Origin of the sequence: Streptomyces palmae (genome assembly GCF_004684805.1) — a bacterium.
GTDB lineage: Bacteria > Actinomycetota > Actinomycetes > Streptomycetales > Streptomycetaceae > Streptomyces > Streptomyces palmae.
On record NZ_SRID01000121.1, the window covers coordinates 1 to 17,114 of the forward strand.

The following is a 17,114-nucleotide window of genomic DNA, read 5'->3' on the forward strand; positions in this document are numbered from 1 at the left end:
GAGCCCCGCACCCCCTGATCGCCCCTGCGTCCGTTGCCCCGCCGCGCGTGAACGGGCGGCGGCCCGTGACGTCGAGGTGTGGGGGCCGCGCCCGGAGGGCTCCCGGCTCAGGAGCCCAGGATGGAGGTGAGGAACTCGCCCGTCCAGGCCAGGAGTTCCCGGCCGACCACCGGCTTGCCGCCCACCCGGGCGGTGGTCGGGCGGGGCACCAGGACCTGCTTGGTGGCCGCCTTGATGACCGAGCGCGGATACAGCCGCTTCAGGCGCAGCTCCTGCGACTCGCGCAGCTCCACCGGTCCGAAGCGGATGTTGGAGCCCTGCAGGGTGATGTCCCCGACCCCGCAGGCCCGGGCCAGCAACCGCAGCCCGGCGACCAGCAGCAGGTTCTCCACCGGCTCGGGCAGCTTGCCGTAGCGGTCGGTGAGCTCCTCGCGGACGGCGGCGATGTCCTGCTCGTTGGCGGCCGAGGCGATGGCCCGGTACGCCTGGAGGCGCAGCCGCTCGCCGGGGGCGTAGTCGTGCGGCATGTGGGCGTCCACCGGAAGCTCGATCTTGACCTCCAGCGGCGGCTCTTCCTCCACGCCGCCCTCCAGGGAGGCCCGGTAGTCGGCCACCGCCTCGCCCACCATGCGCACGTACAGGTCGAAGCCGACGCCCGCGATGTGCCCGGACTGCTCGCCGCCGAGCAGGTTGCCCGCGCCGCGGATCTCCAGGTCCTTCATCGCCACGTACATGCCGGCGCCCATCTCGGTGTGCTGGGCGATGGTGGCCAGCCGCTCGTGGGCCGTCTCGGTCAGCGGCTTCTCCGGCGGGTACAGGAAGTAGGCGTAGCCGCGCTCCCGGCCGCGGCCGACCCGGCCGCGCAGCTGGTGGAGTTGGGAGAGGCCGAAGTTGTCGCCGCGCTCCACGATCAGGGTGTTGGCGTTGGAGATGTCGATCCCGGACTCCACGATGGTGGTGGAGACCAGCACGTCGAACTTCTTCTCCCAGAAGTCCACCACGACCTGCTCCAGGGCGCTTTCGGACATCTGGCCGTGGGCGGTGGCGATCCGCGCCTCGGGCACGAACTCGCGCAGCCTGGCGGCGGCCCGGTCGATGGACTCCACCCGGTTGTGGATGTAGAAGACCTGGCCCTCGCGGAGCAGCTCGCGGCGGATCGCGGCGCCGATCTGCTTCTGGTCGTACGGGCCGACGAAGGTCAGCACCGGGTGCCGCTCCTCCGGCGGGGTGGTGATGGTGGACATCTCGCGGATGCCGGTGACCGCCATCTCCAGGGTGCGCGGGATCGGGGTGGCGGACATGGTCAGTACGTCCACGTTGGCGCGCAGCTTCTTCAGCTGCTCCTTGTGCTCGACGCCGAACCGCTGCTCCTCGTCGACGATGACCAGGCCCAGGTCCTTGAACCTGGTCTCGGAGGAGAACAGCCGGTGGGTGCCGATGACCACGTCGACCGAGCCCTCCCGCAGGCCCTCCAGCACGGCCTTGGCCTCGGTGTCGGTCTGGAACCGGGAGAGCGCCCGGACGTTGACCGGGAACTGCGCGTAGCGTTCGGAGAAGGTGCCGAAGTGCTGCTGGACCAGCAGGGTGGTGGGCACCAGCACGGCCACCTGCTTGCCGTCCTGCACCGCCTTGAAGGCCGCGCGCACCGCGATCTCGGTCTTGCCGTATCCCACGTCGCCGCAGATCAGCCGGTCCATCGGGACGGACTTCTCCATGTCCTCCTTGACCTCGGCGATGGTGGTGAGCTGGTCGGGGGTCTCGGCGTACGGGAAGGCGTCCTCCAGCTCCCGCTGCCAGGGGGTGTCAGCGCCGAAGGCGTGGCCGGGGGCGGCCATCCGCGCCGAGTAGAGCTTGATCAGGTCGGCGGCGATCTCCTTGACCGCCTTCTTCGCCCGGGCCTTGGTCTTGGTCCAGTCGGCACCGCCCAGCCGGTGCAGCGTGGGGGCCTCCCCGCCCACGTACTTGGTGACCTGCTCCAGCTGGTCGGTGGGGATGTACAGCCGGTCGCCGGGCTGGCCGCGCTTGGCGGGGGCGTACTCCACCAGCAGGTACTCGCGGGTGGCGCCCTGCACGGTGCGCTGCACCATCTCGATGTAGCGGCCCACGCCGTGCTGTTCGTGCACGATGAAGTCGCCCGCCTGGAGGGTCAGCGGGTCGATGGTCTTGCGGCGGCGGGCCGGCATCCGGGCCGCGTCCTTGCCGGCGGCCTTCTGCCCGGACAGGTCGGTCTCGGTGAGCACCGCGAGCTTGCGCGCCGGGTCGACGAAGCCGTAGTCGATGGATCCGCAGGCCACATGCACCACGGACGGGGTCAGCTCGGTGAGGTCGCCGTCCAGCCGGGCCGCGATCCCCTCGCCGCTGAGCACCTCCACATAGCGCGCGGCGGGGCCGTGGGCCTCGGTGACGTAGACGGTGCGCCAGCCGTCGGCCAGCCAGCCCTTGGTGTCGGCCAGGGCCCTGGCGGTGTCGCCCCGGTAGCTCTCCGGGGCGTGCATCGCGAGCTTGAGGGTGTCCCCGTCGAACTCCTCGTCGGCCGCGAACGGCGACACCGACCACCACAGCATGCCCAGCTCGCGGGCCCGGTCGCGGACGTCCGCGAGGCCCCACAGCGAGGCGGCGCCCACATCGATGGGGGCCTGTCCGCCACCGGCCGTGGCCGCCCAGGAGGCGGTGAGGAACTCCTGGCTGGTGGCCACCAGGTCGGCGGCCCGGGTACGCACCCGCTCCGGGTCGCAGACCACCGTCATGGCCCCGGCCGGCAGCACGTCCAGCAGCAGCTCCATCTCGTCGACCAGCACCGGGGCGAGGGACTCCATGCCCTCCACCGCGATCCCCTCGGCGATCTTGCCCAGCAGCTCGGACAGCTCGGGGTGGGCCTCGGCCAGCTCGGCGGCCCGCTCCCTGACCTGGTCGGTCAGCAGCAGCTCACGGCAGGGCGGCGCCCACAGTCCGTGCTCGGCCACCTCCAGGGAGCGCTGGTCGGCGACCTTGAAGTAGCGGATCTCCTCGACCTCGTCGCCCCAGAACTCGATGCGCAGCGGGTGCTCCTCGGTGGGCGGGAACACGTCCAGGATGCCGCCGCGCACCGCGAACTCGCCGCGCTTCTCGACCAGTTCCACCCGGGAGTAGGCGGCCGCGGCCAGCCCGTCCACCACCTCGCCCAGATCGGCGCTCTGGCCGCTGCGCAGGCTCACCGGCACCAGTTCGCCCAAGCCCTTGACCTGCGGCTGAAGCACCGAGCGCACCGGGGCGACGACCACCGAGACCGGGCCCGCGGTGGGGTCGTCCGCGCTGGGGTGGGCCAGCCGGCGCAGCACCGCCAGCCGGCGCCCCACGGTGTCCGAGCGTGGCGAGAGCCGCTCGTGCGGCAGGGTCTCCCAGGACGGGAACTCCACCACCCCGTCCGGGGGCAGCAGGGTGCGCAGCGCGGCGGCCAGGTCCTCGGCCTCCCGGCCGGTGGCGGTCACCGCCAGCACCGTGCGCCCGCCCGCGGGGGTGGTGCCGGGGCGGGCCAGGGCGGCGATGGCGAAGGGGCGGGCGGCCGGCGGACCCACCAGATCGACATGCGTCCGGTGGCCGTCCGCCGCCGCTTGGACGGCCTCGGCCAGCGCGGGGTCTTCGATGACGGCGTCGAGCAGACCATGCAGGCTCATGAGGTGGTTCCCGTCCCAGGTGTGCGGGGGTGGACAACGCGAAGCGCCCGACACGTGCGGACGGGCCGGGGTATCCCAGACTACGACGCCCCACCGACAGCCGCGGCCGGACGGCGGGGTCCCCTGGGCGGGGTGCCAGAGCAGGCGGGCCTGCTGGACGGGGGTCTCCCCTGGCGGGGGGCGCGGTCGCCGAGGGTGGCGGATCCCGCGCGTTCACCGAGGGTGACGCCTCGGGCCTCCCCGTCGGCAGGCGCGAACGGCGCCCCCGCCGGCAGCCGCGTACCGCCGCGGCGGCCGGCCGGGGTCGTGCGCCGGGGCGTACGGGCGGTCTACTCGTTGTGCAGGACCTTGGCGATCGTCAGCCGTGCCGCCGAGCGGGCCGGGAGCAGGGCGCCGAGGACCGCGATCACGACCCCCGCCAGGGCCAGTGCGGCCAACTGCGGCACGTGCCAGACGTCCTTCATGGACTCCGGGAACGCGACCACCGCCACGTGGTCCACGAGCACCCGGTGCACGGCGATCCCCAGGGGTATCCCCAGCAGCCCGCCGACCGCGCCCAACCCCGCCACGGACACCACGGTCATCACCGTGACCTGGCGCGGCGTCATACCGATCGACCTGAGCATGCCCAGGTCGCGGCGGCGTTCCCGGGTGTTCAGCAGGACCGTGTTGAAGACCCCCAGGGCGGCCACGAAGGTCAGCAGCACGGTGAACACCACCGAGAAGCTGACGACGGTCGCGGTGGTGGTGTTCGTCGAGGCGCCGGGCAGCACGTAGAGGCCCGGGTCGGACGCCTTGACCGCCCTGGCGTACGCCTTCGCGTCGGCGCCGTCGGCGAGTTCCACCGTGTACTCGATGGCCCGCCATCCGGGGGCCAGCCCGGCCAGGGTCTGCCAGGTGGATTCCAGGGCCTGGGGGTTGCCTTCGATGAGTTCGCCGACGACGGTGACGCGTGTCTGCCTGCCGTTCAGGTACAGCGTGATCCGGTCGCCGACCGCGAGCCCGTGCTGGTTCAGGAACGCCGGTGAGGCCGCGGCCTCGCCCCGTCCCCGCGGCCAGTGCCCCTTGACGATCTCGGAGTCGTACATCCGGGTGTCCCCGCGGTAGAAGTTCGCGAACGCGGTCTGCGTGTACCCGGCCAGGCGGACCCTGGTGAGCGCGCGGGCGGTCACCAGGTCCGCTCCGGGCAGGGACCGCAGCCGCGCCTCGATCTGGCGGTCGCTCAGTTTCGGGGCCCGCTGGTCGAGCCCGGGCCGGCCCGCCTCCACGTTCACCCAGGCCGCGCCGTTGCCTTGGCCGTGTCGTCCGAACGCGACCATGGTGCTGGTCAGACCGGTCGCCAGGGTCACGGTCGTGACGCCGAGGACGATGGCCGCCAGCGTCATGAGGGTGCGCCCCGGGCGGGCGAAGGGCTGGCCCAGGCCCAGGCTCACGGCGCGCGGCAGCCGGGTGCCGCCGAGTACCCGCTGGACGCGCAGCCCGCGCCCGGTCCGCGGTGCGTCGCCCGCGCTGATCGCCCGGGCCGCGGAGAGCCGGTGCGCGCGGAGCGCGGGGACCAGCGCGGCGAGGGCGACGAGGGCGGGCATGCCCAGCAGGCAGACGGCGTACACCCAGGGGCTGACGCCGATGGCGGCACTGCCGGTCTCGATCCCGCTGAAGGCGTCCCGCAGGATGGGCCGCGACAGCGCGTCGCCGAGCAGGGTGCCGGCCACGCAGCCGGCGACCGCCGGTACGGAGACCATCGCGAGGTAGACCGCGACCACCTGGTTCGGGGTGAAGCCCAGTGCCTTGAACACCCCGATCTGCCGATGCCCGGAGACGATCACCCCGCTGACCACGTGCCCGACGATCAGGGCGGAGACCAGCAGGCCGAGGACGCCGAAGACCGTCAGGAACGGGAGATAGGAATCGGCCATCGCGGAGAAGGCCCGCTTGAGCGTGAGGTAGGACTGTGTGGTGGTCAGCGAGCCCTTGGGGAGGCCCGCGGTGGCCTCCGCCAGGCCGTCGCGGATCTGCCGGTCGGTGGCGGACTCGGTGAAGCGGTAGAGCATCTGGACGGAGGACGGGTGCAGCGCCGCCATCTGTTCGGGTGCGACCCAGGCGCCGGCGGACTTGCTCATGCTGGTGGCGAAGCCGACGACGGTGAGCGCCGGGGCACCGCGCACGGTGAGCTTGGTGCCCAGCTTGTCCGGCCCGGGGCTGCCCTGCACGGGCCAGTTGACGACGATCTCACCGGGCTTGGTGGCCCAGCGGCCCTCCAGGAGGCGGACGCGGTCCACGGCGCCCGCCGGATGGGACCGGCCCACGATCGTCAGGAGGCCGGACGGGACCCACATCCACTGCTCGGGTATGTCGACGGCGGCCTGGAGGTACGGCCCCGCCGCGGCCTGCACCCCCGGCCGCCCGGCGGTGCGCGCCAGCTGGGCGTCCGAGGCCCTGGCCCGGTCGAAGGCCGCCACCACATGGGCGCCGCGCTGCTCCCCGAAGGCCCGCTCGAAGGGCGCCGTGGCGGCGCTCAGCAGGGTCAGGGCGAGCAGGACGGTCGTGGTGGAGCACAGCACGACGAGTCCGATGACGGCCGTCTGGACCTTGCGGCGCCTCAGGAGTGCGCGGGAGGCCGACCAGACGGCGCTCATGCGGTCGGCTCCAGCGTGCTCTCACGGGCCACCCGGCCGTCGGCCACCTCGATCAGCCGGCTGGCGCAGCGGGTCGCCAGACGCGGGTCATGGGTGACGAGCAACAGGGTCTGGCCGATCTGGTTGAGGTCGATCAGCAGGTCCATCACCTGCTCGCCGGAGCGGCTGTCCAGGGCACCGGTCGGCTCGTCCGCCAGCAGCAGGGCCGGACGGTTCATCAGCGCCCTGGCCACGGCGACCCGCTGGCGCTCCCCGCCGCTCAGCGCGGCCGGATAGGTGTCCTTGCGGTCGGCGACGCCGAGTTCGTCCAGGAGTTCCAGCGCCCGACGGCGGGCCTGCCGGGCCGAGGTCCCGGTCAGCTGGGCGGCGAGCGCCACGTTGTCCAGGGCCGGGAGGTCCTCGATGAGGTTGAAGAACTGGAAGACCATGCCGATGTGCCGCCGCCGGAACAGGGCCAGCCCGGTCTCGTTCAGGGTGCCGAGGTCCTGGCCGCGGACCTCGACGGTGCCGGATGTCGGCCGGTCCAGGCCCGCGACCATGTTGAGCAGGGTGGACTTGCCGCAGCCGGAGGGCCCCATCACCGCGACCGCGTCCCCCGCGTGGATCTCCAGGGACATGCCGTCCAGGGCCTTGGCGTCGCCGTACTCCTTGTGCACGCCGTCCAGCCGCACGACGACCTGCTGCGAACTGCCGGGGTCATGATTCATGGCACGAACCTAGGATCGGCGGGACGGGAGTGGCGTCCCACCCTGGATGTAACCGCGCGGGCCCGTCATCCCGGGGATGTACGGAGCTGGGCCCTGGGAATGAGGCGGATCACGGGGGTGGGCTGCGAGGCTGGCGGCGTGTGGAGTTCAGGGGTGGGTTGGCTGGTCGTCGCGTTGGCGGCGGCGTGCACCGCCGTCGGCTGGCTGGCCGCGGCCCTGGTCCGGGTGCGGCGGCGCCACCGCTCGGCCGTCGAGGAGCGCGGCTGGCTGCTGGAGCGGGAGCGGGAGAGCGCGGCACGGACCGCGGTCGACGCCGAGCGGGCCAGGATCGCGGCGGACCTCCACGACATCGTCAGCCACAATGTGAGCCTCATGGTGGTCCAGGCCGGTGCCGCCCGCGAGGTCCTGGCCACCATGCCGGACGAGGCCGCGGCCGCGATGAGCGCGGTCGAGAGCGCCGGGCGGAACGCGATGACCGAGCTGCGGCACCTGCTCGGTCTGCTCGCCCCCGCCCAGGACGGCGACGACGAGCCCTACGGTCCGGATCTGTCCCCGCAGCCGAGCCTGGGCAGGCTCAGCCCGCTGATCGACCGGTTCGCCTTCGCCGGTCTGCCCGTGGACGTACGCGTCTCCGGGGAACCGCGCCCGTTGCCCGGCGGGATCGATGTCACCGCCTACCGGATCATCCAGGAGGCGCTGACCAATGCCCTCAAACACGGGAACACGGCGAAGGCCGAGGTGACCGTGCGGTACGCGGACCACTGCCTGCGGGTCGAGGTGCTGAACAGCGGGCCGAGCGTCCTGACGGCCGGCGGCTCCGCGGCCTCGGGCGGACCGGCCGCCGACCGGGCGGACGGAGCCGGACGCGGGTTGCTCGGCTTGCGGGAGCGGGTCGCCGTCTACGGCGGTGACCTGGACGCCCGCCGCCGCCTCGGCGGCGGTTACCGTGTCCGCGCCCGGATCCCCCTGGACCGGCCATGACGCCCGCCGAGCCCGCCCCCCGCGTCGTCGTCGCCGACGACCAGGAACTCGTCCGCACCGGCTTCCGGCTGATCCTGACCGCCCGCGGGATCGACGTGGTGGGCGAGGCCGCCGACGGGGCGGAGGCGGTGGCAGCGGTGCGCGGGCTGCGGCCCGACGTGGTGCTGATGGACATCCGGATGCCCGCCATGGACGGCCTGGAGGCCGCCCGCCGCGTACTCGCGCAGGTCCCGGAGTGCCGGGTGATCATGCTGACCACCTTCGACCTCGACCGCTACGTCTACGCCGCCCTGGCCGCCGGTGCCAGCGGCTTCCTCCTCAAGGACGTCACCCCCGAACACCTGGCCTCCGCCGTACGGCTGGTCAGGACCGGCGACGCACTGCTCGCGCCCTCGATCACCCGCCGCCTGGTGGAGCGGTTCGCCGGGGGCGGGCAAGGAGACGGCGCCGGGCACGAACACCGGCACGGCGCCACCGCCAGGGCCCCCGGGGCCGGGGCCCCGGCCGTCCACCGCGACCTGGCCGCCCTGACGCCGCGGGAGCGCGAGGTGCTGACGCTCATGGGCCGGGGTCTGTCCAACGGCGAACTGGCGCGGACGCTGACCCTCAGTGAGGCCACGGTGAAGACCCATGTGGCCCGGATCTTCGCCAAGCTCAGCCTGCGCGACCGGGCCCAGGCCGTCGTCCTCGCCTATGAGACGGGCCTGGTCTCCCCGGGTGACTCCGCCGGAACCGTTCGCTAGAGGCCGGGTGCCGGCGGTGCCGGAGGCGGTCCCCACCGAGGGAACGTCCGGCGGTGCCGGAGGCGGGCCGTACCGGGGTGTGGAACGTCCGGCGGACAAGGACGACCGGCCCGGCGCACCCCCCGTGGGTGCGCCGGGCCGGTCGGGACCGGGGTCGGTCAGTCGGTGGCGATGGCCTTGAGGATGTTCATCCGGCCCGCCCGGAAGGCGGGGGCCAGGGCGGCGACGAGGCCCACCACGGCCGAGCCGATGAACACGATGATGATCGTGGGCCACGGGATGTCCAGGGTCTTGAGACCCTCCAGCGCCAGCAGCTTCTGCGCGGTGATGCCCCAGGCCATGCCCAGGCCGAGGCCGAGCAGCGCGCCGAAGAGGGCGATGACCACCGACTCCAGGCGGATCATTCGGCGCATCTGGCGGCGGGAGAGTCCGATGGCCCGCATCAGGCCGATCTCCCGGGTGCGCTCCACCACCGACAGGGCCAGGGTGTTCACCACACCGAGGATGGCGACGATGATCGCGAGGGCCAGCAGGCCGTAGATCAGGTTGAGCAGCCCCCCGATCTGGTCCTTCATCATCTCCTTGTAGTCGGTCTGGTCCTTCACCTGGATCTGCGGGTCGTGCTTGAGCTCCTTCTTCAGCGCCGCGTAGGCGGCGGACTCCTGTCCGTCCTTGGCCGAGGCGAACATCATGGTGTTCATCGGGATCTGGTCGGCCGGGACGTACCGCTCGAGGGTGGTGATGTTGATGTACATCGCGCCCTTGTTGAACGCGGTGTCGTCGGAGGTGATCGCGGCGACCTTGAGCTTGGCCGACCTGCCGTGCTGGAAGGCGACGGTCAGGGTGTCGCCCATCTTGACCTTGTGGTCCTTGGCGAAGCCCTCGTTGACCGACATGGCGCCCTCGCCGTAGGAGTCGACCAGCTTGCCGGACACGGTCGGGGTGCGCAGGTCGTCGGCGAAGGTCGGGTTGGACGCCACCACGCGGTCGGTGGTGGTGGTCTTGCCGTCCGGCGTGGTGATCCGGGTGTCCCCCGCCTCCTTGAAGTGGGTGACGTGGTCCAGGCCGGGCACCGCGGCGAGCCGCTCGGCGATCTTCGGCTGGATCAGGTTCCCCTGCTCGCCCGCGATGATGAAGTCCGCACCCACCGACTTGTCCAGCTCGTCGCTGGCGGAGGCGACCATCGAGGAGCCGACCACCGACAGGCAGGCGACCAGGGCGAGGCCGATCATCAGCGCGGAGCCGGTGGCGCCGGTGCGCCGCGGGTTGCGCAGGGCGTTGCGCTCGGCCATCCGGCCGACCGGGCCGAAGATCCGCAGCACCACGGCGGCCAGCGCCCGGACCACGAAGCCGGCCAGCAGCGGGCCGATGACGATGAAGCCGATCAGGGTCAGCAGGACGCCGAGCCCCAGGAACGCCGAGCCGTCCGCGGCCTTGTCCGCGCCGGCGGCCATCACCAGGGCGGCGGCACCGGCCGCGGTGAGCAGGACACCGATCGCGCCGCGGATCCGGCCCGACTTGGCGTCCGCCGGCATGCCCGACTCGCGCAGGGCGGCCATCGGGGAGACCTTGCCGGCCCGCCGGGCGGGTATGTAGGCGGAGATCACGGTGACCACGATGCCGATGCTCAGGCCCACGATCGGGGTGGCGGGCTTCACGGTCAGCTCGCTGGTGTCCAGCTCCAGGCCCGCGCCGGCCATGATCTTCATCAGCCCGACGGCGAGTCCGATACCGCCCAGGACGCCGAGGACCGAGCCGACCACACCGAGCAGCAGCGCCTCGATGAGCACCGAGCCGTTGATCTGCATGCGGCTCGAACCGATGGCGCGCATCAGGCCGATCTCGCGGGTGCGCTGGGCGACCAGCATGGAGAAGGTGTTGACGATCAGGAAGATGCCGACCAGCACGGCGATTCCGGCGAAGCCCAGCATCGCGTACTTCATGATGTCCAGGAAGGAGCCGATCTGGTCGCGGCTCTCGTCCACGAGCTCGGCCTTGGTCTGCACCTTGAAGCCGGGGCCCATCTCGGCGATGACGGTCTTCTTCAGCTGCTCGTTGCTGACGCCGGGCTTGGCGGTGAGGGCGATGCTGGTGTAGGCGTTCCGCACACCGATGACGCGCTGCTGCATGGTGGCGTCGGTGAGGTAGACGATGGCGGCGCCGGGGTTGGTCACCTGGAACTCGGTGATGCCGACGATCTTGACGTGGAAGTCGCCGGGGATGGCGATCAACCTCAGGTCGTCGCCGAGCTTCAGGTGCTTCTTGTCGGCGGTGTCCGAGTCGACCATCGCCTCGGTGGGGCCGCGCGGGATGTGCCCGGAGACCACCTTGGAGATCCGCTGCTCGGTCTCCTTCCAGTTGGTGGTGATGGTCGGGCCGCCGTTGCTGGGCCCGACCCGCTCGTCGTTCCGGTCCACCACGGTGACCGAGGTGCTGTCGGTCTGGCCGACCGAGTGGGTGACCCCGGGCAGCTTCTTCAGCTGCTCGACCCGGGAGGCGGGCAGCGTGGGCGGGGTGCGGGTCTTCTGGACGTCACCGCCCTTGAGCGCGTTCTTCGGGGAGACGGTGACATCGGGCGAGGTCGCCGCGAAGAGCTTGTCGAAGGTGGAGTTGGTGGTGTCGGTGAAGACCAACGTGCCGCAGACGAAGGCCACCGACAGCAGGACGGCGATGGCGGACAGCGCCATCCTGCCCTTGTGCGCGAAGAAGTTGCGCAGGGAGGTCTTGAGGACGGTCACGACACACGTCCCCGGGCGTCGAAGTGCTTCATGCGGTCGAGGACCTGGTCGGCGGTGGGGTTGTGCATCTCGTCCACGATCCGGCCGTCGGCCAGGTAGAGCACGCGGTTGGCGTAGGAGGCGGCCACCGGATCGTGGGTGACCATCACGATGGTCTGGCCCAGGTCGTCCACCGAGCGGCGCAGGAAGCCGAGCACCTCGGCACCGGCCCGGGAGTCCAGGTTTCCGGTGGGCTCGTCACCGAAGATGATCTCGGGTCGGGCGGCCAGCGCACGGGCCACCGCCACGCGCTGCTGCTGCCCGCCGGAGAGCTGGTTGGGGCGGTGCTTGAGCCGGCCGCCCAGGCCGACGGTCTCCACCACCCGGTCCAGCCAGGCGCGGTCCGGCTTCCGCCCGGCGATGTCCATGGGCAGGGTGATGTTCTCGAGGGCGTTGAGCGTGGGCAGCAGGTTGAACGCCTGGAATATGAAGCCGATCCGGTCCCGGCGCAGCTGGGTGAGCTTCTTGTCCTTGAGCCCGGTGATCTCGGTCTCGTCGATGTAGATCTGGCCCGAGGAGACGGTGTCCAGGCCGGCCAGGCAGTGCATCAGGGTGGACTTGCCGGAGCCGGAGGGGCCCATGATCGCGGTGAACTGGCCGCGCGCGATGTCCACGTCGACGTGGTCCAGGGCGACCACCCGGGTCTCCCCGGAGCCGTACGCCTTGACCACCTGTCGTGCGCGGGCGGCGACGGCCGTATGTCCTCCACTGCCCCCGGTCCTGGGAATCGATACAGCCGATGTCACGCTACGTCTCCTCGGTCGTGTCCCCGCGATCGCGGTCCCGATCGCCTCTTCAGCCTGCCGAAGGCGAGGGGCCTGCCGCGATGGGGCGGAGCTCCGTATTCATAGGGGGGTTAACCCCACCCCCGGGGTCCTGCTGTCCTCAGCCGGACATGGCAACCATAGGTTCGATTCCCCGTCCTCCCCTCCTCCGCCGGTACCAATTGCTGGTAGGACGCCCCGCCGTGGATCCCCTAGGGGATGGGGCACTCGACCTCCTACCGTGGTGGGGGAAGGACCCGTCCGCTGGTGGACCAGCCTGCCCCCTTCCGCTGCGTCAGGGGCAAGCGTCCCTGGCCCCAGGGCCGGAGAACACGGCTTCCCCGCTCTCGGCACGCATGGAATGGTGGGTCGTACACCATTTCCAGGGGAGGGGGCTCGACGGTGGGCGACATCTCGGAACGACCAACGGGCACGGAGCCGGCACCGCGGGCGGACCCCGGTCCGCCGAGGGCCGGTACGGACCGCCGGGGACCGGTCGTCGCGGCCCTGATGCTCGGCATGGCGCTGGCCGCGCTGGACGCCACCGTCATCTCCACCGCGGTCCCGCAGATCGTGGGCGACCTGGGCGGCTTCTCCGTCTTCTCCTGGCTGTTCTCCGGCTATCTGCTCGCGGTGACGGTGACCCTGCCGGTGTACGGCAAGCTCTCCGACACCTTCGGCCGCAAGCCGGTGCTGGTCACCGGGATCGTGCTGTTCCTGGCCGGTTCCCTGCTGTGCGCGGCGGCCTGGAACATGGCGGCGCTGATCGCCTTCCGGATCGTCCAGGGGCTGGGCGGCGGGGCGTTGCAGGGCACCGTGCAGACCATCGCCGCGGATCTGTACCCGCTCGCCGAGCGCCCGAAGATCCAGTCCCGGCTGTCCACGGTCTGGGCGCTGTCCGCGGTGGCCGGCCCCGCCATCGGCGGTCTGCTGGCCGGCTACGCCGACTGGCGCTGGATCTTCCTGGTCAACCTGCCGGTCGGGGCGCTCGCGCTGTGGCTGGTGGTGCGTCACTTCCGCGAGCCGGCCCGCCCGCGGGGCGTACGTCCGGCCATCGACTGGGCCGGCGCGCTCGGCGTCTTCCTCTGCGGCGGACTGCTGCTGACCGCGCTCGTCCAGGGCGGCGTGGCCTGGCCGTGGTTCTCCGCCCCGTCCCTGTGCCTGCTGGCCGCCGCGGCGGTGTGCGCCGGGGTGACGGTGGCGATCGAACGGCGCGCCGCGGAACCGATCATCCCGGGCTGGGTCTGGCGCCGCCGCACCATCGCCGCGGTCAACCTGGCGCTCGGCGCGCTGGGTCTGCTGATGATCGCGCCGACCGTCTTCCTGCCCACCTACGCCCAGTCCGTACTGGGGCTGGGGCCGATCGCCGCGGGCATGGTGCTGTCCGTGATGACGCTCAGCTGGCCGATCTCCGCGGCGCTGAGCAGCCGCGTCTACAACCGGGTCGGCTTCCGCCGCTGCGCGCTGATCGGCACCTCGGGGGCGGCCCTGGTACTGGCCGTCTTCCCGTTCCTTCCTTACCCGGGCGCCGCCTGGCAGCCGGCCCTGCTGATGTTCCTGCTCGGCGGCGCCCTCGGCCTCTTCCAGCTGCCGCTGATCATCGGGGTGCAGTCCTCCGTGGACTGGGCGGAGCGCGGCACCGCCACCGCCTCCATCCTCTTCTGCCGCCAGGTCGGCCAGAGCGTGGGTGCCGCGCTGTTCGGCGCGGTGGCCAACGCGACCCTGGCCGACCGGCTCGCGGCGGCGCCGCCGGACATCCGGTCCGGGCTGCCGGGGGACCTGGACTCGGTCTCCGACGCGCTGGCCCACCCGAGCACGCTCAGCGATCAGGCCGCCGACCACCTGCGGCGCGCGGTGGACGCCGCCGTCGACCATGTCTACCTGGGCTCGGCGGCGGCCGCCGTGCTGGCGTTCCTCGTGGTCCTGCTGATCGCCCCGCGGCGGTTTCCCGTCCGGGAGGACGGGTCGGCGGGCGAGGAGAGCGCCGCCTGAACGGAGCTTGAGCGGCGGCGGATCGGCGGCCCGGGCGGTCCCCGCGGGGCGTTCAGCCCTCCGCGCCGGAGGCCGGGCCGGGGACTCGGCCGGTGGGCGGGGCGGCGCGGTCCGGTTCGGCCGCCGGCCGGGACGGAGCGGCGGCGGGGTCCAGGGGCTGCTGCCGGGGCTCGGCCCCGGCCTCCGGGGCCGCCTCCGGTTCGGGGTCCGGGGAGCGGCCGATGACCGCGGCCAGGCTGCCGCGTACGTGCTCCAGGTGGGCGCGCAGCTCCTCCTCGCGGGTCGCGTGGTCGCGCAGCGTGCGCTCCGTCTCCCGCTCCACCTGCTGCTGCCGCACCCGGGCCTGGGCGACGATCTCCGCGCCCTGCGCCCCGGCCTCCTCCAGCAGCCGCCGCGCGGCCTCGCCGGCCGCCGTGTACTCCCGCTCGGCCTCCGCCAGCCTGCGCCGCGCGTACTCCTCGTGCTCCGCGATCCGCGCCTCGGTCGCCGTCCGGCGTGCGGCGGCGTCGCGCTCCGCCGCCTCCAACCGCTCGGCCCGCTCCCGCTCCTGCGCCGCGAGCAGTTCGGCCGCCCGCCGCCGGGCCTCGCCCAGCGCGGCCAGCGCGGCGCCGCGCGCCTCCTTGGCGTCCTGCTGGGAGGCCGCCCGCAGCTCCTCCACCGCCGCCTGCGCCTCGTCCAGAGTGCGCCGGGCCCACTTCTCGGCCTCGGCCCGGACCCGTGCGGCCGCCTCGTCGGCCGCGGCGCGGACCGTGCCGGCGGCGGCCTCGGCCGCCTCGCGGCACTCCCGGGCCGCCTGCTGGGCGCGCCCGCGCAGCTCGATGGCCTCCTCCTGGGCGGTGGCCAGCAGCAGTTGGGCCCGGGCGCCGAGGGTCTCGTAGGTCTGCGGGGCGAGCTGGGCGGTCACCTCCCGCAGCCGCTCCAGCTCGGCGGTCATCTCGTTGGCGAGCACGGTGAGCCGGGCCGCGCGCTCCCAGGCCTCGTCGCGCTCCCGGGAGAGCACCGTCAACGCGTGCTGGACCTCGTCCGGGCGGTAGCCGCGGCTGCCCCGCCCCACGACGGGGAAAACATGAGGTGACACCGGACTCATCCTTCGGACCCCTTTGGTACGCGGTACGGCTGCTGCTGATGCGGCGGACACGACAGGCCGCACGGCGCTCGGCGCGCACCGTCCACGCACTCCCGTCGGCGCCCCACCGCATCACCGCATCACTGATGGATCGGCGCATATCTTGATAGATACGGGCAAAATGCCCGCAATACGACACTCCACGCCATTCTCCAGGGTCAGGGAATGCGCCATTCGGCCCGGCGCACACCGGTGACCGAGAGCGCTGTTCGGCGAAGGGGAGGTGAGGGGAAGGGAAGGGAAGGGGGAGGGGTGTCACAGACGACGGCGCCCGACCGGGTCCACCGGTCGGGCGCCGTTCACGCGGATCCGCTCCCTCAGAGCAGGCCGTCCCACATCTGCTCCAGCAGCACCGCCCACCAGTTGTCCGGGGCGGAGAGCGCCGGCGGGTCCAGCGCCGCCAGCTGGGCCTGGAAGTCCACGGTCCAGCGGCCCGCCTGCTCCGGCGTCAGCCCGTAGCGCAGCCGCCACATCCGGCCCAGCAGCGCCATGCAGCGCACGAACTCCGGCAGTCCGGTGTTGACGAACTGCGGGGGCACCGGCTGGCTTCCGGGCGGCGCCGCCTCCACCGGTACGGCCACGATGTGCGCCGTACCGTACTGGACGCACAGTTGGCGCCCGAAGTCATTGCCCATGACCAGGTACGAGCCGGCGTCCGCGGCCGGTTGCACCCCGCGCTCCACGGCCAGCTCGGCCAGCGTCGGGACCGGGCGGCCGGGCTGCGCCTGCGCCCAGAAGAACGGCCCGAAGTCCATGGGCAGCCCCGCCCACACCAGCGTCTGGGCGACCACGTCCGGGACGCCCATCCGGGACACCGCCCGCTGGTCGAAGCGGAAGACGCCCTGCGGGCCGAACGCGCCGACCAGCTCCTGCGCCACCCCCTCGACCGGCACCGGGGGGATCCGCTGCACCTGGCTCGGGTGCGGCAGCGGCACCCGGTTCGGCGCCGGGCGCGCCGGGCCGTCGGCCACCTGGTGCAACTCGCCCTGGTGCTCGATCAGATGACGGACGCCCTGCTGGCGGGTGGCGTGGTCCCGCCCGTACGGAGCGGTGTGGCTGATCCGCACCTGCGGCCAGGTCTCCCGGATCATCCGGGCGCAGTAACCCCCCGGCAGATCGCAGGACTCCAGCTCGGTGTGGAGCTCCAGCACCTGCTGCGGCGGTACGTTCATCGCCCGCAGCTCGTGCAGGATCTGCCACTCCGGGTGCGGGGTGCCGTACGCGGAACGCCGGATGAGCTGCTGCTCCGAACCGTCCTGGGCGCGGTAGCGCAGCACCGCCATGTAGCCGGGACCGACCGTGGGCAGCCCGGAGGGCACCGGTGGCTGACCATAGGGCTGGCCGGGGGCACCGGGCATGCCGGGCTGACCGGGCACACCGGGGGCACCGGGCATGCCGGGCTGGCCCGGCACACCGGGGGCCATGGGAGCGCCGGCCATCATCGTCGCCGCGGCGTGCAGCCCACCGGGGGCACCGGGCGGCGGGGTCCCCGGTGCCACCAAGGGCGGCGTGTGCGGGCCGGGGTTCAGCGGGGCGCCGGGCGGCACCGGGCCACCGGGGCCGGGCTGGCCCGGCATCCCGGGCGCGCCCGGACCGCCGGCCAGCATGGTCGCCGCCGCATGCACACCGCCGGCCCCGGGAGCGCCGGGTCCGCCGGGGGCTGCGGGCTGGGGGGCGTTCGGCATGCCGGGGCCGGGCTGGGCGGGCGCGCCCCGCCTCCCCCGGGCCCCGGGCG

Annotated in this window: 10 protein-coding genes; 3 read left to right on the forward strand and 7 right to left on the reverse strand. The window is 73.0% G+C overall.

Annotated elements, in window-relative coordinates; translation table 11 throughout:
* Positions 1-107: 107 nt before the first annotated feature.
* The 3 genes from mfd to E4099_RS15115 all read right to left on the reverse strand — a co-directional run bounded on the left by mfd (position 108) and on the right by E4099_RS15115 (position 6,996).
* Positions 108-3,653, reverse strand: coding sequence for a transcription-repair coupling factor (gene mfd / locus E4099_RS15105; protein WP_135339570.1), 3,546 nt, complete (start codon positions 3,651-3,653; stop codon positions 108-110).
* A gap of 329 nt (positions 3,654-3,982) precedes the next feature.
* On the reverse strand, positions 3,983-6,289 hold the full coding sequence (locus E4099_RS15110) for an ABC transporter permease (RefSeq protein ID WP_135339571.1): 2,307 nt from the start codon (positions 6,287-6,289) through the stop codon (positions 3,983-3,985).
* A complete protein-coding gene (locus tag E4099_RS15115; RefSeq protein ID WP_135339572.1) occupies positions 6,286-6,996 on the reverse strand; it encodes an ABC transporter ATP-binding protein in 711 nt (236 codons plus the stop codon). Before E4099_RS15115 ends, E4099_RS15110 begins: the two co-directional genes overlap by 4 nt.
* A 153-nt stretch (positions 6,997-7,149) precedes the next feature.
* Here E4099_RS15115 and E4099_RS15120 point away from each other — a divergent pair, with 153 nt between their 5' ends.
* Both E4099_RS15120 and E4099_RS15125 read left to right on the forward strand, forming a co-directional pair.
* Positions 7,150-7,977: a sensor histidine kinase gene (locus E4099_RS15120; protein ID WP_245244863.1), complete on the forward strand. Its 828-nt coding sequence runs from the start codon at positions 7,150-7,152 to the stop codon at positions 7,975-7,977.
* Positions 7,974-8,720 carry a response regulator gene (locus tag E4099_RS15125; RefSeq protein WP_135339574.1) on the forward strand — a complete coding sequence of 249 codons (747 nt, stop codon included), beginning with the start codon at positions 7,974-7,976 and terminating at the stop codon, positions 8,718-8,720. The genes E4099_RS15120 and E4099_RS15125 overlap by 4 nt, the downstream gene beginning before the upstream one ends.
* 158 nt (positions 8,721-8,878) lie before the next feature.
* Here E4099_RS15125 and E4099_RS15130 read toward each other — a convergent pair whose 3' ends face one another.
* Both E4099_RS15130 and E4099_RS15135 read right to left on the reverse strand, forming a co-directional pair.
* Positions 8,879-11,458, reverse strand: coding sequence for an ABC transporter permease (locus E4099_RS15130; protein WP_135339575.1), 2,580 nt, complete (start codon positions 11,456-11,458; stop codon positions 8,879-8,881).
* Complete coding sequence (locus E4099_RS15135) at positions 11,455-12,243, reverse strand: ABC transporter ATP-binding protein (RefSeq protein WP_135339576.1); 789 nt, start codon at positions 12,241-12,243, stop codon at positions 11,455-11,457. Before E4099_RS15135 ends, E4099_RS15130 begins: the two co-directional genes overlap by 4 nt.
* A gap of 420 nt (positions 12,244-12,663) precedes the next feature.
* Between E4099_RS15135 and E4099_RS15140 the strand changes: the two genes are divergently transcribed.
* On the forward strand, positions 12,664-14,253 hold the full coding sequence (locus tag E4099_RS15140) for an MFS transporter (protein ID WP_483414775.1): 1,590 nt from the start codon (positions 12,664-12,666) through the stop codon (positions 14,251-14,253).
* Positions 14,254-14,305: 52 nt separating this feature from the next.
* On the opposite strand, the gene E4099_RS15145 is transcribed toward E4099_RS15140, so the two are convergent.
* Both E4099_RS15145 and E4099_RS15150 read right to left on the reverse strand, forming a co-directional pair.
* Positions 14,306-15,340, reverse strand: coding sequence for a coiled-coil domain-containing protein (locus E4099_RS15145; protein WP_245244864.1), 1,035 nt, complete (start codon positions 15,338-15,340; stop codon positions 14,306-14,308).
* A 356-nt stretch (positions 15,341-15,696) separates the two neighbouring features.
* Positions 15,697-17,114, reverse strand: a 1,418-nt coding sequence (locus E4099_RS15150) for an SUKH-4 family immunity protein (RefSeq protein WP_209446624.1), incomplete at its 5' end; no start/stop codon positions are given.